29 protein-coding genes and 1 tRNA gene are annotated in these 17,097 nt (G+C 34.4%); 7 read left to right on the top strand and 23 right to left on the bottom strand.

The window, feature by feature from the left end:
- Positions 1 to 11 precede the first annotated feature (11 nt).
- The 6 genes from IGJ53_RS05675 to IGJ53_RS05650 all read right to left on the bottom strand — a co-directional run bounded on the left by IGJ53_RS05675 (position 12) and on the right by IGJ53_RS05650 (position 5,291).
- Positions 12 to 1,268, bottom strand: a complete 1,257-nt coding sequence (locus tag IGJ53_RS05675; RefSeq protein WP_438749777.1) for a hypothetical protein — start codon at positions 1,266 to 1,268, stop codon at positions 12 to 14.
- The gene (locus IGJ53_RS05670; RefSeq protein ID WP_438749775.1) at positions 1,265 to 1,651 is read right to left on the bottom strand and encodes a phBC6A51 family helix-turn-helix protein; all 387 of its coding nucleotides are present in this window, start codon (positions 1,649 to 1,651) and stop codon (positions 1,265 to 1,267) included. The genes IGJ53_RS05675 and IGJ53_RS05670 overlap by 4 nt, the downstream gene beginning before the upstream one ends.
- 58 nt (positions 1,652 to 1,709) lie before the next feature.
- Positions 1,710 to 2,324 carry a hypothetical protein gene (locus IGJ53_RS05665; protein ID WP_438749773.1) on the bottom strand — a complete coding sequence of 205 codons (615 nt, stop codon included), beginning with the start codon at positions 2,322 to 2,324 and terminating at the stop codon, positions 1,710 to 1,712.
- 103 nt (positions 2,325 to 2,427) lie between these two features.
- Positions 2,428 to 3,282, bottom strand: coding sequence for a hypothetical protein (locus tag IGJ53_RS05660; protein WP_438749771.1), 855 nt, complete (start codon positions 3,280 to 3,282; stop codon positions 2,428 to 2,430).
- 173 nt (positions 3,283 to 3,455) lie between these two features.
- Positions 3,456 to 4,532 carry a DUF4062 domain-containing protein gene (locus IGJ53_RS05655; protein ID WP_438749769.1) on the bottom strand — a complete coding sequence of 359 codons (1,077 nt, stop codon included), beginning with the start codon at positions 4,530 to 4,532 and terminating at the stop codon, positions 3,456 to 3,458.
- Positions 4,533 to 4,811: 279 nt separating this feature from the next.
- The gene (locus IGJ53_RS05650; protein WP_438749767.1) at positions 4,812 to 5,291 is read right to left on the bottom strand and encodes a hypothetical protein; all 480 of its coding nucleotides are present in this window, start codon (positions 5,289 to 5,291) and stop codon (positions 4,812 to 4,814) included.
- A gap of 344 nt (positions 5,292 to 5,635) precedes the next feature.
- Here IGJ53_RS05650 and IGJ53_RS05645 point away from each other — a divergent pair, with 344 nt between their 5' ends.
- Positions 5,636 to 5,848: a hypothetical protein gene (locus tag IGJ53_RS05645; RefSeq protein ID WP_104885798.1), complete on the top strand. Its 213-nt coding sequence runs from the start codon at positions 5,636 to 5,638 to the stop codon at positions 5,846 to 5,848.
- 28 nt (positions 5,849 to 5,876) lie between these two features.
- Here the strand turns inward: IGJ53_RS05645 and IGJ53_RS05640 are convergent, their stop codons facing one another.
- From IGJ53_RS05640 to IGJ53_RS05630, 3 genes are read right to left on the bottom strand one after another with little or no spacing between them, the layout of a single operon-like run.
- Positions 5,877 to 6,071, bottom strand: a complete 195-nt coding sequence (locus IGJ53_RS05640; protein WP_311048825.1) for a hypothetical protein — start codon at positions 6,069 to 6,071, stop codon at positions 5,877 to 5,879.
- A gap of 7 nt (positions 6,072 to 6,078) precedes the next feature.
- On the bottom strand, positions 6,079 to 6,267 hold the full coding sequence (locus tag IGJ53_RS05635; protein WP_438749764.1) for a hypothetical protein: 189 nt from the start codon (positions 6,265 to 6,267) through the stop codon (positions 6,079 to 6,081).
- Positions 6,264 to 6,839: a hypothetical protein gene (locus IGJ53_RS05630; protein ID WP_438749762.1), complete on the bottom strand. Its 576-nt coding sequence runs from the start codon at positions 6,837 to 6,839 to the stop codon at positions 6,264 to 6,266. Before IGJ53_RS05630 ends, IGJ53_RS05635 begins: the two co-directional genes overlap by 4 nt.
- Positions 6,840 to 6,890: 51 nt before the next feature.
- Here IGJ53_RS05630 and IGJ53_RS05625 point away from each other — a divergent pair, with 51 nt between their 5' ends.
- Positions 6,891 to 7,319, top strand: coding sequence for a hypothetical protein (locus IGJ53_RS05625; RefSeq protein WP_369903826.1), 429 nt, complete (start codon positions 6,891 to 6,893; stop codon positions 7,317 to 7,319).
- Between the two features lie 6 nt (positions 7,320 to 7,325).
- Here the strand turns inward: IGJ53_RS05625 and IGJ53_RS05620 are convergent, their stop codons facing one another.
- The 13 genes from IGJ53_RS05620 to IGJ53_RS05560 form a co-directional block, all read right to left on the bottom strand.
- The gene (locus IGJ53_RS05620; protein ID WP_053766690.1) at positions 7,326 to 7,787 is read right to left on the bottom strand and encodes a DUF1064 domain-containing protein; all 462 of its coding nucleotides are present in this window, start codon (positions 7,785 to 7,787) and stop codon (positions 7,326 to 7,328) included.
- Between the two features lie 142 nt (positions 7,788 to 7,929).
- Positions 7,930 to 8,172 (bottom strand): hypothetical protein, encoded by a 243-nt coding sequence (locus IGJ53_RS05615; protein ID WP_002301754.1) that lies wholly within the window; start codon positions 8,170 to 8,172, stop codon positions 7,930 to 7,932.
- The gene (locus tag IGJ53_RS05610; RefSeq protein WP_438749759.1) at positions 8,169 to 9,017 is read right to left on the bottom strand and encodes an ATP-binding protein; all 849 of its coding nucleotides are present in this window, start codon (positions 9,015 to 9,017) and stop codon (positions 8,169 to 8,171) included. Before IGJ53_RS05610 ends, IGJ53_RS05615 begins: the two co-directional genes overlap by 4 nt.
- Entirely contained in the window at positions 9,017 to 9,793 is a 777-nt protein-coding gene (locus tag IGJ53_RS05605; RefSeq protein ID WP_438749757.1) for a hypothetical protein, read from the bottom strand. The genes IGJ53_RS05610 and IGJ53_RS05605 overlap by 1 nt, the downstream gene beginning before the upstream one ends.
- A 15-nt stretch (positions 9,794 to 9,808) precedes the next feature.
- Entirely contained in the window at positions 9,809 to 10,624 is an 816-nt protein-coding gene (locus IGJ53_RS05600; protein WP_413147142.1) for a PD-(D/E)XK nuclease-like domain-containing protein, read from the bottom strand.
- The gene (locus IGJ53_RS05595) at positions 10,587 to 11,609 is read right to left on the bottom strand and encodes a recombinase RecT (protein ID WP_438749755.1); all 1,023 of its coding nucleotides are present in this window, start codon (positions 11,607 to 11,609) and stop codon (positions 10,587 to 10,589) included. The genes IGJ53_RS05600 and IGJ53_RS05595 overlap by 38 nt, the downstream gene beginning before the upstream one ends.
- A gap of 2 nt (positions 11,610 to 11,611) precedes the next feature.
- Positions 11,612 to 11,806 (bottom strand): hypothetical protein, encoded by a 195-nt coding sequence (locus tag IGJ53_RS05590; protein ID WP_215717429.1) that lies wholly within the window; start codon positions 11,804 to 11,806, stop codon positions 11,612 to 11,614.
- The gene (locus IGJ53_RS05585) at positions 11,793 to 12,149 is read right to left on the bottom strand and encodes a hypothetical protein (RefSeq protein WP_438749752.1); all 357 of its coding nucleotides are present in this window, start codon (positions 12,147 to 12,149) and stop codon (positions 11,793 to 11,795) included. Before IGJ53_RS05585 ends, IGJ53_RS05590 begins: the two co-directional genes overlap by 14 nt.
- A 10-nt stretch (positions 12,150 to 12,159) precedes the next feature.
- Positions 12,160 to 12,384: a hypothetical protein gene (locus IGJ53_RS05580; protein ID WP_223603482.1), complete on the bottom strand. Its 225-nt coding sequence runs from the start codon at positions 12,382 to 12,384 to the stop codon at positions 12,160 to 12,162.
- Entirely contained in the window at positions 12,385 to 12,708 is a 324-nt protein-coding gene (locus IGJ53_RS05575) for a hypothetical protein (protein WP_438749750.1), read from the bottom strand.
- 96 nt (positions 12,709 to 12,804) lie between these two features.
- Entirely contained in the window at positions 12,805 to 13,086 is a 282-nt protein-coding gene (locus tag IGJ53_RS05570; RefSeq protein ID WP_438749748.1) for a hypothetical protein, read from the bottom strand.
- Between the two features lie 129 nt (positions 13,087 to 13,215).
- Positions 13,216 to 13,365 (bottom strand): hypothetical protein, encoded by a 150-nt coding sequence (locus IGJ53_RS05565; RefSeq protein WP_438749746.1) that lies wholly within the window; start codon positions 13,363 to 13,365, stop codon positions 13,216 to 13,218.
- Positions 13,366 to 13,375: 10 nt separating this feature from the next.
- Positions 13,376 to 13,570, bottom strand: a complete 195-nt coding sequence (locus IGJ53_RS05560) for a hypothetical protein (protein ID WP_010732342.1) — start codon at positions 13,568 to 13,570, stop codon at positions 13,376 to 13,378.
- Positions 13,571 to 13,866: 296 nt separating this feature from the next.
- On the opposite strand from IGJ53_RS05560, the gene IGJ53_RS05555 reads away from it, so the two are divergent.
- The 5 genes from IGJ53_RS05555 to IGJ53_RS05535 all read left to right on the top strand — a co-directional run bounded on the left by IGJ53_RS05555 (position 13,867) and on the right by IGJ53_RS05535 (position 16,823).
- Positions 13,867 to 14,286: a helix-turn-helix domain-containing protein gene (locus IGJ53_RS05555; RefSeq protein WP_438749744.1), complete on the top strand. Its 420-nt coding sequence runs from the start codon at positions 13,867 to 13,869 to the stop codon at positions 14,284 to 14,286.
- A gap of 16 nt (positions 14,287 to 14,302) precedes the next feature.
- Complete coding sequence (locus tag IGJ53_RS05550; RefSeq protein ID WP_002353429.1) at positions 14,303 to 14,725, top strand: ImmA/IrrE family metallo-endopeptidase; 423 nt, start codon at positions 14,303 to 14,305, stop codon at positions 14,723 to 14,725.
- Between the two features lie 28 nt (positions 14,726 to 14,753).
- A complete protein-coding gene (locus IGJ53_RS05545) occupies positions 14,754 to 14,954 on the top strand; it encodes a hypothetical protein (protein ID WP_438749742.1) in 201 nt (66 codons plus the stop codon).
- Positions 14,955 to 15,038: 84 nt separating this feature from the next.
- Positions 15,039 to 15,479 (top strand): hypothetical protein, encoded by a 441-nt coding sequence (locus IGJ53_RS05540; RefSeq protein WP_438749739.1) that lies wholly within the window; start codon positions 15,039 to 15,041, stop codon positions 15,477 to 15,479.
- Positions 15,480 to 15,617: 138 nt separating this feature from the next.
- The gene (locus tag IGJ53_RS05535; protein ID WP_438749737.1) at positions 15,618 to 16,823 is read left to right on the top strand and encodes a site-specific integrase; all 1,206 of its coding nucleotides are present in this window, start codon (positions 15,618 to 15,620) and stop codon (positions 16,821 to 16,823) included.
- A gap of 51 nt (positions 16,824 to 16,874) precedes the next feature.
- Here IGJ53_RS05535 and IGJ53_RS05530 read toward each other — a convergent pair.
- A tRNA-Ser gene (locus IGJ53_RS05530) sits at positions 16,875 to 16,962 on the bottom strand.
- Positions 16,963 to 17,097 lie beyond the last annotated feature (135 nt).

Raw genomic sequence — 17,097 nt, 5'->3', positions numbered from 1 at the left:
GTGCCTCCTTTCTAAAATAGCCATTTATTCGTGTTCTTAATTTCTCTAAGTAAGCTCGCTGCACTATCCGGTGCATCATCATGTTCTGCATTCTCTGTATAGTCTAAGATCTCTGCAATGTATCCAGGGTCAGTGTCATCAACCCATGTAATTTGAGTCCAATACTTCCGAAGATAAGTTGATATCTTAATGAATTTATTTGTTTTCTCGTGATATTTATGAACAAATTGACCACGCTCTTCCAGATGTTTTGCTAAGTATCCTTTATCACCGTTTGTTTCAGTATAGAATGATCCTGCTTTATAATACTGATGCAAATTGAATATCTCTGGTAAGCAATCGTCAACGTGTTTCTGCCACTTTTTGCCATAACCAATGATTGTGCCATCTTTCTGCTCTTTGAAGATGGTAAATGCAGTGCTATCATCACCACCATACGCTGCATCAATATGAGCCACGCCGTTATAAATCAGGTCGATTTGATCAGTATAGTTAGGAGAAGAGAACAAGGAATCTTCATCAGCAATATGTTTCAGTTCATAGTTAGCAGCAAATAAAGAAGGGGTCATAGCTTGCTGCAATGCTTTGCGCTGATCTACATCAATTAAACCTGTTTGATAACAATCAAAACGCTGGACGTTTGGCATCATGCCGATAGCATCCTCTTTGTGCCAAGGAGTGCCAGTATTGATAAAACGGCCACCCCTGTTCTTCACATTCTGTAATTCCTGATACTGCAGTTTGGTTCGCTCTCGTTCCGCTCTACTAATCCTGTCTTTAATATTGACAATATCATCAGTGATAACAATGTCCGCATGCTTACCAGTAAGAGATGCGCCAATCCCCATACCTAGAAGCTGGGATGTTCCTCTTGCAGATGTTTTGAGATTTGTGTCAATTTCTGTTGTGGTTTCTTTTACCAGCACAATATCCACACCGTACAGCACATAGGTCAACGTTTGAAAATACTTACTGATTAATATCTTTGCTACCTGTTGGATGATCTCGACAACGTCCGTATCCGTCTTACGCAAAAAGATGATGTTCTTATTCGGAAACAGGACCATCAACAAAGCGATGGCTACAGCGAGCGTGGTTGTCTTATATGATCCACGATGGGCTAGTAGTGTCTGATCTTCTTTAGCAAACAAAAAAGACTTGAGCCATTCGTTATGAATGTCAACCAAGTCTACAAAGCCTACCAAGTTCCCAAACTTCACGGGATCGGTGCGGATCATATTCAAGTACTTCTTTTTTTCGGGCGTCATGACGAATCACTACCATCAAAGAAGCTTTCAATCTCTTGAGCAGTTTTTGATATATCTAGTGAACCGGAATGTTCAACTTTACCTGTATATATTCCGGCAATCGTCAAAATCATTTTTCTATCCTGGTGCCCTTTAGCAGTCAGTGCATATTTATAGGTAGCATTGAGAACTTCCGAAGCTTTTCCTTTAATCAATTCCATCGTAGTTTCATTTACCAGTTGCACAAATGGCTCTTTACTCATAGCGTCATAGTACTTTTTTCGACTGACCCCAGCTGCTTTACAAATTGCTGTTACTGATTTACCTACATACTCCGGATTTATCAATACTTCCAGCAACTTTTTTTCTGCAGCAGTAGGTTTATATTTGTTTCCTTCTGTCACTCAATGCCACCTCCTTTATGTAAAATAAAAAGACCACCTCAAACTGAGATGATCTTTACTAAATACCATTCTTTTCAAACAACTTACATATTTCTATAATATTGTCTCTAAGATAAAATGCGTCATCCTTAGTTTTTACATAAGAACTGTTGGATTTCAAATTATCATTATTTATAATCCATTCTTGTATTACGGCATTTGCTTCTTTTTGAATCTCAATATTTGTCAAATTCCTCCTGTATTCCTCTTCTTTCCCAAATCTCCAAAAAAAAGATTGAATTAACCGCTCTTTATATGATTTTAAGGTTTCAATAATTTCTTTATCTTCACTATAAAATTTTGAAAAATAATTTAAAATCATATCAGTTGACTTCACATCGAATTTTCCAAGTTGGCGCTTAGTTTCGATATGGCCTATAAACAACGGCTTATTCATTTGAATTAGAATATCCATATCCATTTTCAGTTCGTCAACATTTTGTTTTATCTTGATCCCAAAACCGTCTTTTGTAAAAAATAATTCTCCTAATTGGTCCCACTCAATTATTAAAATAACTATCATTGTTGTTAATAATAGAATCAAGTTATATTGCCATTCCATTTTTTTACAAAACGCCCATATTTGTGGAACTATAATAATAAAAACTGAAAATGCTTTTACTCTACCACTCAAAATAATCACCTCCAATAAATAGTATCATTTTCTGATTGGAAGTGATAGAAAAACTCGCAAAGCTAATTTTAAACAAATTTTCTGTTTACTATAGTAAGCTTTTTTATTGATTATTAATAATAAAAAAGCGTATAAAGTCTCTTCCAAATTTTGATATTTTTAATTTGTCTTTAGCTTTGAGGCTTATTTTACTTTTTCCAGATAGACTCTTCAATTTCGGCGTTCTTTTACCAGATAAAGAATTTAGTATACTCTCTGTAGAATTTCTAATCTCATCAATTGCAATTTGCAGATTTTTTATGTCTTTCGCAAGCTTATCATCATATTCATTCTGCATTAACCCCAACCGATGTAAATTTTCCCTAACAGCAATATATTGATCGTAATTAATATCAAACGCCTCTAATAAATCTGCATAGCTATTATATCCATCGATATCCTCAAGTGTATTGTTTTTATATGACAGTTTTAGAACTGAAATATCTAAAACTGTCAACTTATCAAGCGTGTCATAGTATAAGTAAGCTACATCAAAAGATGGATTATCCAAGTTTAAAAATTCTGAATAACCATTGATCATATATTCAATTTTTTCAGACTGATTAGTAGATTCGATTTTTTGCATAACCATTTCGAATATATTATCTAAAATTTCTTTATTCTCCAAAGTTTGCTTTTCGAATTTTTCCTTTAGTTCTTCATTTCTTTTATTAATAACTTGAACCATGACTTCTAAATTTCTTATTTTTTTATTTGTTCTGAACTCCGTTACAGCTCCACCAATACCAGGTATTAAACTAGCTCCATAATCAATCAATATATCACCGCCTTGCTTTGCAATTTCATTTGTTAATAAAGGTAACGCGTTTTCTTTTAGAAAATCTTTTCCGTGTTCGGTTACTATTGACAAAACATTTTCAAATAAAAAATTTTTAGCTGCATTTAGTTTTTCTCCCATAATCGTTAATCTCCTTTACATATATCTATACTTAAAGGATAACTGATTATATAAATAATAAAAAGACCACTCAATGAGTGATCTGATAAACCCAATAAGAAAAACAATAATTTCTTAGAAATTTTGAATTGTTGACAATTTATTTTCACTTGGTAGATTAAAAATATGTTAGATTAACTTTCTTTGTTTCTGTTTAATAAATGCATGAACTTTTTACCTTCTGATGTAAAAACAACTGTACATTTTGTCGAATTTTTAGAACTATCTGAAAGCACAACATCTTCATATTTGATTAATCCAAATTTTTCCAACTGAGCCATAACTTCTTTTTCCAATATTGTTCTATTGCTTCTTCTCCTTTTTATTTCCAAATCACCTTCCAAAATCTTATTTTCATAACAAATGAGCCAATCTAAAATGCTTTTAATTTGTTTTTTCTTGTTATAAAATTCTTTTATTAATTGATAACTTTGTTCTGATATGTCTTCACGCCTTTTCCCCCCAGATACTTGTGCCGTCTCTCTTTCTACTTCTTCATTATTTTCACTTAAGGCCTCGTCGCTCAACAAGGCATCATTTAATCCTTTAAAAACAGATTCAAAACTCAAATCACCAATAAACTCATCTTTAACATCCCTGAGCTCTTCTTGCATGTCAATTACTTTAGCTTGGCTAGAGACCAACTGTTCCGACATTTCTTTGTTTTTTCTACGAAGCTCTTCAAGTTCTTGATAATATTCACCTTTTATCCATCCGTTAAGCTTTTCTGAATGATGTTTTTCAATGTCTCTAATTGAATCAGATACCCCGCTTCTTATTTCTGCAATATGATTTACCTGGACTACAAGAGAACTTAATACCTGCTCTTTAAAACTAATATATTTATCATTCGAAATTTCTAAACGAATAGGTTTAATCTTTCCATCAGAAACCATTTCGGTTATATAATCATCAGTCAAGACAATAGAAAACATTGGCTTATCTAACTCTTTTGCTAGATTATATTCCCACTGTGTATAACTTATACCCTCTGAATTTAGCGAGCCGTATCTAGGACCTAATATTAGCACATAAATATCTGATTCTTCTATCCACTCTCTAATCACTTCTTCCTGGGTTGGGCCAGCTTTAAACAATTCCATTCCTGCAGGTATATGACCTGCATTTAAAACCGCCGTAACAACTTCTTGTCGTTCTACAATTAAATCTTCATAAGTTGAAGATATAAAAACTTGATATTTTTTTTCCAAAATAGACACCTCTCTTTTCCATAATTATATCAATTATTATGAAAAAGAGGTATAGAACTTATATTAATAGACAACAGCAGTTGAAAGACGACAAGAACATGTTTATTTTTGTGAGTGCTACTGTCCAATCAAAGCAATAGAAAAGAGCCACAGATACCAAGTAATAAAAACATTGGGATATCTTGGCTCTTTCATATTTTTTTGACACTAATAGAATATCATGCTGCTAACAATGTTTACATAGCTACAATGTTCGAACATTTAGTGAACATTGTAATTTTAAAACAAACTGATCTGTTCAGTATCTTCTCGACGATTATTGTAATAATCAATCTCGCCTAATTTACTTTGTCTACTCAGTTTATTTTGTTCATACTCATCTAAGAAGTCTAAAGTTTTACGAATCTCTGCATGCCTTTGTCTAACATAAGATGCACTATAACCAATCTCTTCGGCTATTAACTCTAATGAGCAACCTTCGATATACTTCTTCCGAATAATCTCATTATCAATCCCTTTAAACGAATTAATAATAGCAAGCATTTCTTTTCTTTGTTCTTCGAGTAAATCAATTTCATTTTCTATCTTTTGGATGTTTTCTTCTAAAGAAGCTGATCTAGAATTTTTTTCGATTCGGACGTCTGCTAAATCTCCATTGACCCATCGATTCAATTCAAGCTTACTTTTATTAAGATTCCACTTTAAGTAAAGAATCTGCTCATCAAGTTCTTGATAATCTTTTAACCACTGAAATCTCACAAACGCCACCCCTTATATGATAAAATAGTATTGCGCTGCTATCTCGAAAGAGGTGGCTTTTTTTATTTTTTCTTAGCCGTTCCATTCTGGATTGCCTTTTGTTCCAAACGTCGCTTTTTCTTCTTAATCTTTGATTTTGTTTTTCCCATACAAACATCCTTTCCGGAATATATATCGTTCGATTTTTACTATTTAATACGTGATGGCCAATTTTTATTGTTCACTTTAAATCATCTCTTTGAAAAATTTTATTATTTTTGTAAGATCCCTAAATCATATTTTTGTTTGTTATAATACCCTTATCGATGTATTTAATCGAAATATAAAACTAAAGGTGATCAACATTGAATAAAACTAAATTGATTGAATTAATTAATCAACGATTTGAAGAAACTGATTTAGAATTTTTAAATATAAAAAATTCCCCTGAATTATTTTCTTATTTTACCGAAGACGATATTCCTGCTCTTAAACAATTAAAATATTATTCTGATTATTGGACGCAAACTCGTGCGAATGAATTAAATTTAGAAAAACTCGTTATTAAAAAGAAATAGCAATTCCAGCCCAAGCGGCTGGTTTTTTTCAGCTCCTCTCCTTGCTTGTCAAAATCATCGGTTCTGGCATAATCTGATCATCCTTTAGCAACGCATCAGGATATTTTTTTCTTAGCTTCTTATTGTTCGTATATGTTTTAAGCAACCACTGGCTTGCCTCACTCTTGCTTTCTCCGGAAAAATAAATTTTCCCTGTTTGGATTCCTGCAAGTTGAATCATCATTTTCACCTCAAATCAAATTTTTTTCTGCTAGATGGAGCAAAAGCAATCCGACATCCAGAATCTTTTGATCCATTATTTCAGCTACTTTGCTCGGCTTAACTCCTTGAGAAAAGAGCAAGCGTACTTGCTCTATCTCTTCGTGATTCCAAATAAATTTGGCTTCCTCAAGGATAATTACTGGATCAGTTGCTCTCATTGTTTTTCTGGAAAAATGATGTCATCCTTATGTTTAGACCAGGTATCTGCATATGGAGCAAAGTATTGTCTAGCTAATTCGATTTGATCAATTAAAGCTGTTTCTGATAATTCATGATCTGCAGCAATTTCATTCATACTATCGCCTTCATCTAAACGGATAAGAACATCTCGAACATTTACAGTTACGTTTTCTGGCAGTTGCAATGTCGTTGCTGTTTTAATAAATTCATCAATCGTTTCCTTTGATACTAGGACTTTCACATTTTCAACTTCTTCTACTCCATCACCGACATCAAGTGAAGTCTGCTCTTCTTTAAGCATTTCGATTGTGCCATCTGAATTCACCACGTATTCAATATTTGGTTTCTTCGTTTGCTTGTTTACTGGCACTGTGTATTCGATTGTTTCTGGTTGAATTACTACAGTCACTGTTGATCCAAGAAACTCAGTTAGATTTTCAGTGCTACCTCTCAATGATCCGTTGCTAACAACTAGTAATACTTCTGTGTTCCCATTTGATTTTGATGTTACTTTCTTTAATTCTGGTCTGAAATTCACTTGTTTTGTCATTTTATTTTCCTACTTTCTTTGATATGCTTTTTATTAAGGAGTTGAATAATTGTGTTTAATAAAATTAAAGAATCACTGAAAAAATATTTTAGAAAGATTCGTTATAAAACAGCGGAATCAAAACTCTATAAAAAATTTTTCAATAAACAAACAGACTCTCAAAAAATGAAAAAATTCCTAAAAAGAGTTGCTAATGGCAAATACACTATAAAAGATGATATAGGACAAACTTATCTTGATCTTGACGATGATGTGTTTGTCGTGGACATAGCAATTAAAGAAGAGTACGTAAGAGGTATTGAATTAGATTACGAAGATTTAGTCCCTCAAATAAATGTATCGTATCCATCTGTTACGGTTCTCGGAGAAAATTTTTTGCGTAATCAGTCTTTTTACAATAAACATCCTATTTGGTCAGCAATTTTAATAGCCATTATTTCATCGATCTTTACTCTGCTGATAAGCGATTTTTTCAAGTAACTAATTTTATAAAGAAGCTTCTTTTTGGAGCTTCTTTTTTCTTCGTTCCGCTTGTCTTTTCCGCTGCTGTCTTGCTGATTCAAAGCAGTCCATTTCAATAAATTTATTGATTTTTGAATCGAACTTAGCAAATGTAACTGGAAAGCCGTATCGATGAGCAAACATCTTCATTTTCAGCATAGAGATCGCATCTTGATAACCTTTTACATCAATCACTTTTTTCACTTGACCATTCTCATAAATCACAAAATCAGCTCGATAATAAATCGGTGCAATCTTACGATCATTGCATAGATACCCTTCTTGCAGCAGAACATTTTCTTGCATGGCACAGTAGGTTTCAGATAATGGCATAAAACTCATACCGTTTCGTTTTAACTTCATGTAATAACGAGCTTCTGCTTTAGAATCAAAAGTGATGCCGTCTACTTCGTGCTTTTTGTTTCCGTATTTGCTTCTTGTTGCCATTTGCTATACTCCTTCTTTAGTCTTTCGAGTCGTTCTTTCGAACGTCGTCCATTTTCATTGCATATTGGACAAGGTTCACAAGTTGACCATCCAAGCGATGTCTTATACCAAATAACTGTTTCATCGTTGCATTTTAAACAAGTCATTTTGCACCTCTCATCCATGCTTGGTTACTTTTCGGACAACAACACTCTTTTTTCACTGGCTTTGTCTTAGGTTTTGAAAATCGTCTTTTGGGTTTAATAACTTCGACTACTTCGCCGCCACAAACACTTGCAACAAGGTCAGCCTCTTCTTTAGTCGTGTGGTGTTTAGCAAACTCGACACTAGCTTCTCCTCGCCCTCGGCTATCTAAGTAGCACATTTTTTTCACTACAAAGGTCAAACTGGATTCCTCCTTTTGTCTGTCGTTGTTTTGAATACAGCGATGTTCCCTTTCGTTCCATTCATTACACGAGAGAACACTCGCTCACCGTACGCGTGTTTTAATTGCTTCGATGATAAATTGGTTGTGAATATCGTAGCTTTGTTTAGACGAGCTTCTGTGAGCGATGTGAGAACATCAACATCATAAGGCGTTGCCTGGTTGTTTTCTTCCATTCTTCCTAGCTCCGCACCTAAATCATCAATCACTACAAAATCCGTCTTTTTAATTTCAGCCATCAACGAACCTGTCACAGCTTTTCTTGCATCTGGATCATTCATTGCAAATTTCAATTGCTCTAATAATTCTCGATAGCTTATAAATGAACAGGCAATTTTATAATTAGATGCCATCATTACTTCTTTGATCACTGCGGCGCCTAGATGGGTTTTTCCAGCTCCTGTTCTACCAGTAATAACTGCGTGAATCGTGCTACCACTTACGATTTTTTTAGCCCATTCTTGAGCCATCGCTTTGATTTGTGCTGTTTCCTGATCAACTACTTTGTATCCATCAAAATCGAAGGTCCATATGGCATCATCTGTAATCATTGAACTGTTAAGCATTCGATTGATAGCATCCTTTTTCATTGCTTCATTCGCTTTTTGGATAGCTTCTTTTTGATTTTTAGTTACCATTTCTCGATAACCACAAATCTTATTGATACATGTAGGACCGCATCGATCAGTACCATCTTTATTTTTTGTTTTCCAGATATACAATGGATCGCCACATTTTGGGCAATTATGATCTGCTGTTTTTAAACCGCCGTAAGGTGCAGCCATTGCACTTAGTTTTTTATCCATTACCAATCCTCACCTGTTTCTGGTAACTCATCATTAGAAATATTTTGTTGCTTTCTTTTATTTTTTTGGATAGCCATCTTATCGAAATGCTTTCTTAAGCTAGTCGGTGACAAAATCACGCCTGACCAGAAATCATTACTAGTGGCCCACACAATCATGTCTTGAACTTCTTTACCAGTTCGTTTGTCAGATTCAATTGTTAAACGAATCGTATTCGCCCATTTATCCAAATCAGGTTCTTTGATGTTTTGATTTTTTCGAATTAGTTTTAATAAAAGAATGGCCAATTTTTTATTTGGATCGTCATCTGCGTACACGCGTTTTTTGCGTGTCGCGACATAATTATTATTCTTTTCATTCTTCTCATTCTTTTCATTCTTGTTTATGTTCAGTTCGTTGTCCTTTTGATGTTCAGCTCGTTGTTCAGTCTGTTGTTTTTTTTCTTCCGAAAATCCTTGATAAATGGCGTAGTTATTGACTTTATACGTTGTTCCATTTTTCCTGCTTTTTTCAATGCTTATCATGTCATCTTCAACAAGTAGACTTAAAAATTTTCTGACAGTATTTCTACTTACTCCCCAACGTTCAGCCAATTTTTGTTCTGAAGTAATTCTTTGCCCAACATCAACTTTTTTAAATGAACCATTAAAAAGAATTTTCTTTTCTTTGTGGTTGGCCATTAGAATTAAATCAAGCCACCACTTTAGATATTGCGGATTGTCCCATATCCAATTTTCAGTTATAGAACGGTGAAGCTTGACCCATCCTTCAGCCATATAATCACCACCGTTCTATAAATCGTCCATGCTAGTGAATCCAGTTATTGGAAGATTACCTCTACAGTACTCGCATAAACCGCAATGTTTCGGCTTCTCTTCTCCGTTCTTCACTCTGACAATTCTTTCGATTTTTTCTTTTAACATAACCAGCTCATAATCCATATTATCCTGGTCAATCGTGATCAGTCTTGCTTCGCTTGGAGTCTGCTTGGACACTGCAGCGATGATCGGCATAAAACTTTTTCCGTATTGTTGGTAAAGCAGTTCCTGGTAAATTGCCATTTGAAGTACGTAACCAAAATTGACAATGAACGTTTCTCTTGATCCGTAGTTTTCGTTCCATTTCCGCTCGTGCATGTCTTTGGTTGTTTTGATATCAACAAAATACTCATCCTCAACATTCAAGCAATCAATCTTGCCTTTCCATGTCGTCCCAAACAGTTCACCGGTTACAATCGTTTCTTTCTCACCTTGATAAATGTTCATGAACACTTCTTCTTGTTTAAGTCGTTCAATCATTTGTTCAGCAATTTGGAAATCTTTCAACAATCCATACGGCTTCCGACTAGAAAACATTTTTGATTTATTTTCTTCTTTGAACGCTTCATGTACTTCTTTTGATTCAAAATAAGAATGTACGTAGTTTCCTACGAGTAAGGCTTTGGGATCCGACGTCGGTGCCCAATCGCCTTTCAACTTTGCTAAGGCTGCGGCTTCACATTTTAAAAAGGACTTATATTGTGATGTTGACATGTACTGCCAGTCAGCTTCATTTGAGTAATAATTCTCATCAGAAAGGGTACTCATCGTCTTCAAATTCTGAGACATCATCTGCACCTTCCTCACGTCCGAAATCTGGAACATCTAATAATTCTTCTTGAATCGGATTGGTATCCTCATTTTCGATTAAATGTGCTTGCTCTATTTCTGGATGGCCAGGTACATCAGCAGCTCGAGTTACTTCATCTTGGATATCATCTGGAATCACAATCGGATCTGGTTCTTTTTGTATTGGTTCAGTAATCTTTTTGTTTGAAAAGAATTTTTGTTCGAGTGTAGCCACTTTTTCTGTTTGTGGCGTTACATCTTTCCGATCATTGTCAAATTCATTTTCTAACGTATCTTTTGCAGCTTGAACTAATAAATCGTTGTCGTTGCTTGTGTTGATCAATGTTTTAGCTGCCCGATTGATTACTGTCCGTTTAGCCATTTCTTCTGGAAACTCCTTTTGCGGTCCAGAACCTTTCATTTTTGACTTCGCCCAACTTTGATCGATTTGCTTTTTCGTCATGACTGTTGTGGTCTCTTTACCATTTGCTAACTTGATGACTACATAGGCTGCAATGATTTCATTGTCTAAATTCTCGAATTTTGTTTCATGTTTTTTGACAACCATGTTTGGTCCATCCATTGCAACTTCAAACTCATCACCTTGTCGAACGACTACAGGCGTAATATCAGCCCCCCCAGTTACGCGATCAAGAACCGCCATTGTTCCGAAATATGAACGCATGAGCTGAACTTTGTTTCCGTATTTAATGAAATAGCATTGTTTTTTTGCTGGAGATAACCCTTGAATAACCATGTCTAAAAGTGCATTAGAAATGGAGGTTTTCATTTCTTGATTGTTTGCAGCCATCTGCAACAAGTTTCCTCCTGTATTGTTAGTGAGTTCGAAAAAAGCACTTTTTAACGCATTTTGTGGACTATATCCTGGTGGCATTTCTAATCCTTGTTCTTGTAATCGCCCAAGATTACTGATCACCTGCTCGTCTAATGAACGTTGTGTTGTTTGTGTTAAATCATTTGCCATTCCTAAATTCCTCCTAATTCAATCTTTGGATAATGTTGCTGGACGTACTCTAGAATTGCGTCTACTGGTACATAGCCTTCTTCTGTTAGATAGCAAGTATCACCTGGATACAACGGATTTCCCTGCCAATCAACTCCGACAGGACTAGCTTCATTTGGTGGTTGCTGTCTGGCACCTAAAGAATCAAAGTCTTTCATCGTGATCACCGCGATAATAAATCATTGCTCTCAACTCGCTTTCAAGTGCTTCAATCCTTTTTTGAACTGATTTGGAAACAAGATTACGAATTTCTTCTTGAATCTCTGTGATACCAAGATCTCGTTCAAGTTGGACATTATGCCACCTGCTTTGCTCTTCTTGGAAAAAACCTCTCCCTGAAAATTGAGTAGGCACACCGATGGAAATATCAGTTATAAGCTCGTTAAGATTATTCAGTGCTGGCGATTTCAAGCTGATAAGTAAATCTTCCGCCTCGTTGATTTGATCAATGATATGTTCCATTTTTAAAATTTGCTTTTTAGCTACATCCTTTACACTCATCATTTGCCTCCTAAAATTCCCAAAATAATTTGACACTTCCATCTTCACGCTGGATATTTGAAACACCTTCCCTTTCTAATGCTGCTAGAAATGATGGTGTAAATCCTTTTGAACGAACAGTGCAACTCGTTTGTCCATAGCTTGCTGCGGTTAGAATTTTTTCTTGGATGTCTTGTTGCGCTTTATTCATCATTACTTCGAATATTTCATCGCCTAATCCAGTGATGTTTATCATCTATATTTCACCTCTTAGGATTCGTTCAAAAATATCTGGTAAATCATTTAAATCATCAATAACAAACGTATGATCTGACTCGCCTTTATTTTTTGTCTTTTCTAGTGTTGCACTTCCGACCGCTCTTAAAATTTTGGATGGCAATGGTAGATTTTCATCAAGCTCTTTTTCCTGTACTGCCAAACAAAAGGCTACATCCGTTGCGTCACCGACAAGCATGTTGATAACATGACCTTCTTTTTGAAGAGTGCAAATAGCGGTAACCCCTTCTTTTCTACATTTCTGTTGCAATTCTTTAGCCAATGTTTTAATTTTTTCGTTCATTATGATAAACTCTCCTTGTGATTATTATTTTCAGGACACGATTTTGCTTGCCGGCGATCGTGTCTTTTTTTGATTCGTGCATCAAATCATCACTTTCTATAAAATGGCAAAAACGACAGACAATAAAATGACATTTAGAACTAAGCTGATATAGCAAAGTGCTTGTAATTGTCGTATTTTGTATACAGGTTTTTTGTGTTCAGCCAGCGATGCGAGAAATATTTTATTGCTTATACGTCGTTTGATCGGTTTTCTAAATTCCATCATGTGTACATGCTCCTTTCCTTCTGAAAAATATCGATCAATAATACGTTGTGCTTCTTCTTTTGTCTTAACAGTATGAGACATATGTCCATCTGTTATTGTGATTTCTGTCATGTATGTCCTCCTTTTAGATTTTGTATTTAGCCATCAGTTCATCGATATCTTTTTTGTCATACCTTAAAAAGCCATCTATACGAATTTCTTTTAAACCGTGAGCTATTAACTTCTCAAAGCCTTGATCATTTACACCTCCCACATATTTTCTAGCTTCGATTTTTTTAAATATCGTGTTTCTGACAAATTCTTTTTTGAAAGCTGACTAAGTGCATCCTTCACAACTTCAACAATTGCGATTCTCAATCGAGTCAGAAACTCTTCACTTAGAATATTCATGACTTGCCTCCTATCGAATTTTGAAATCCGCAATAATTTTAACTAGTAATTGTTTTGCTTTCGGAGTATCAACTAATTTTCCTTCCAGATAATTACCAATATCTTGCTTAGGTATACCGTACAAAACAGCTAGATCAATTTTTTGAATATTGTTTTCTTCTAGATATCGAAGAACTTTTTCTCTACCAACATTTGCATCAGGCATCTTTTTCACCTCACTAATATATTTTAGTAAGATAAATAGTAAGTTTTTCTGTATAAAAACATTGACATATTTATACAAATATTCTACAATCGAAACATAGTTAAATAAGCCTATAACAAAGCTTCTTACTGCACTCGGTCGCCAAACTTAATGCTAGGAAGTATGTTTTTGATTAGCTTTTTTTACTTACCATTTATCTTACAAGGATTATTATATACAAATTTACTACATTGTCAATTGTTTTTGTAGAATTTTTGTATATCGAAACCTTGTATTTAACAGAAAGGTTGATACAAGTGGATTTATACGAAAAAATAAAAATGCTTGCCAATGAAAAAAAGATATCTATAAGACAATTAGAAGAAGCACTTGGATTCGGTAATGGGGTTATCAACCGTTGGAGAAAAAATACCCCTGGTATTGATAAAGTGCAATTAGTTGCAAACTATTTCGATGTATCTGTTGATTACTTACTAGGACGTACTGAGAAAAAAAGATACTATGATTTAACAGAAAATGACGAGCGTGATATCCAAAAAGAATTGCAGTCATTAATCGACGATTTATCTAATGCTGATGGAATGGCTTTTTCGAAGAAGGATAATGAAATGAGTGAAGCGACACGTGAAGCTCTCATTATTTCTTTAGAGAATGCTTTGCGAATAGCTAAAATAGAAGCTAAGAAAAAATACACACCTAAAAAATATCGCGATTAAAAGGAGTACGTTGTTTATGTATTTACCTCAAATTGATAACAAAATTAATAAGCTGGTAAAACTATATCAAACACGCAATCCTTTTAGAATTGCACGAGAATTGAAGATACTAGTTTTAGAAGAAGATTTGGGAGAAATTTATGGTTACTATAGTAAATTCAAACAGATAAAAATGATCCATATAAATTCTAGTTTAGATGAGATGGGAAAATGGATAACTTGTAGTCATGAATTAGGCCACTGTGTTTTGCATCCGAATGAAAACACACCTATGTTGTCTAAAAAAACGCTAGTATCTGAATTAAAAATTGAAAAAGAAGCAAATTATTTCGCAACTCATCTGACTATTGATCCAACTTTAGACGGCTTTGATCATATGACAAAATATGAAAAGCTCGTCTGCTTTGGATTACCAGATGAATTCGATCGTTTCTTGTGAATTATAATACAACGGAAGGAGGATATACATGAAAATAGGAATGAGAAAACCGAGTATTAAAAAATCCATAAGTGCCAGAACTACTGGAAAGGCAAAAAGAGCTGTGAAGAAAGCAACTATCCCTGGTTATGGAAAGAAAGGCTCCGAATGGATAAAAGACCCAAAAAAGGCTGCATACAATAAAGTTTATAAAAAGACTACATTTAGCTTTTGGGACTTATTTAAATAAAAAAAGCCCGTGCTGGCACACGGACTAAGATCTTATCTCCAAGACCCTACATAAAAATAATATCATAGAGATAAGGAGTAGAAAATGAAATTTATTAAATTGGGAATTATTGGATTATTAGCCGTAACAATTATGGGTGGATGTGGCTCCTCGACAGCCGAAACAAAAGAATCGAAGAATTATAGTGAGACAAACAGTACTATCAAAGAGGTAGACTCTGAGCAAACTGCTGAATTTGCAACTATTGCTGAGAAACACATTAAAGAAATATACTCAATAGATAATTTGAAAATGGATTTAAAATCAATTAAAGTTACTCAATTTCCTGATGACAAAAATGCGGAAACTGGTGAAGAGTACAAAAATATTTACAATGGGACTGGGGATTTTACTTGGCAAGACAAAAAATATAACTTTTCTTTGATTTATTCGAAAAAAGATGCAACTAATTATACTGTCCTATATCTTTATAGCAATCTAGACCCTAATAAAGGCGTAGACACACCTTTAGAAAGCGATCAATAAAAAAAAGCACATTTGCCGCCCGACCAAGAACGCAAATGTGCAAAGAGCTACGGTAAAGTAGGTCTATTTGTTGTACCCTATTTTACCATCTCGAAATCCGCTGTACAACCGAACAAACGTACGAAAGGAAAGATAAAGATGGCAAAAAAAGAAATTGATAAACGAATTAAAAAGCAATTAACAAAAAAAGGCGAAGAAAAATATCAGTTTAGTCTGTACTTAGGAGTTGATCCGCTAACAGGAAAAAAAAGAAAAACAACGAGACGAGGTTTTAGTACGCCATTAGCCGCTGAGAGAGCTTTAAAAAGATTGGAGGCAGATATACAAGAAAAAGGACTGCAAGCTTCTACAGCTCAAAAGAGCAAGAAATTCGAAGATGTTTACAGCTTATGGTTTGAGAATTACAAAAAGACGGTTAAAGAAAGCACTTGGTCCTCCACCAAACAAATTTTTGACACACATATCTTAAAAGTATTTGGAGATAAGTTCATTGACAAAATAGACGTTTTTTTCTGTCAAGAAGCAGTAAACACTTGGTCTGATAGCCATCCTAAAATTTTTAAGAAAATAAAAAATTACACATCTAATGTTTTTGATTACGCTGCTTCTTTACAAATCATAACTAGCAATCCTATGAAATTAGTTTCTGTTCCACGCGGAGAAGTTCTAGATATCGAAGATAAAAATATCGAATTTTATACTAAAGAAGAATTAATCAAATTTTTAGAAGCAATAAGAAACGATGATGATGAAAGATATTTATTCTTTTCCCTATTGGCTTTTACAGGTATAAGAAAAGGAGAAGCTTTTGCTCTGACCTGGTCGGATATTGACTTTAAGAGCAAAACACTCAATATCAATAAAACTGTAACAAGAGGTTATCAAGGAAGATTGATCGTAAATACTCCTAAATCAAAATCTGGAAAAAGAAAAATTTATCTGGACAATGATTTGATCAGTTTATTGAGAAAGTATTATACAAAAAACAAAACGATCGTTACAATCCAAAGCGAAAACTTAATTTTTCACCATGATGGTCTTCTCTATAATCCTACAGTTTCACGTTCGTGGCTTAATGTCATATACAAGCATCATCCAGAATTAACTAAAAGAATCACTACTCATGGTTTTCGACATACTCATGCCTCTCTCCTTTTTGAATCAGGAGCCTCTTTAAAAGATGTTCAGGAACGTTTAGGGCATGCAGATATTCAAACTACTTCAAATATTTACACTCACGTAACTGAAACTCAAAACAAAAAAGTTATCAATAATTTTGTAGCATTTATGAAGAATAATACTCAGGGGGAGTCAAAAGGGGAGTCAAAAAATATTTTGGGCTAAAAATACAACAAAAAAGACACGATCGAAATCGTGTCTAATCGTTGATATATAAGGAAGGTACAGGATTTGAACCTGCGCGCCGGTATTAGCCGGTTCGCCGGATTTCGAGTCCGGTGCATTACCACTCTGCCAACCTTCCGTAAGTACTATTTTTAAACTTTTTCCACGAAATGTCAAGCCTATTTCTAACAGATAAATAACAGAAACCGTTTTTTTACAAAAAAAGTCCATTGACAGTTTATAGCCAACGGACTTACCGATCAAATTCATAATG

It is taken from the genome of Enterococcus sp. DIV1283b, assembly GCF_051710965.1.
In the GTDB taxonomy this organism is placed as follows: Bacteria; Bacillota; Bacilli; order Lactobacillales; family Enterococcaceae; genus Enterococcus_B; species Enterococcus_B lactis.
Note: the sequence above shows the minus strand (reverse complement) of the source record. Positions and strands in the feature narration are given on the sequence as shown.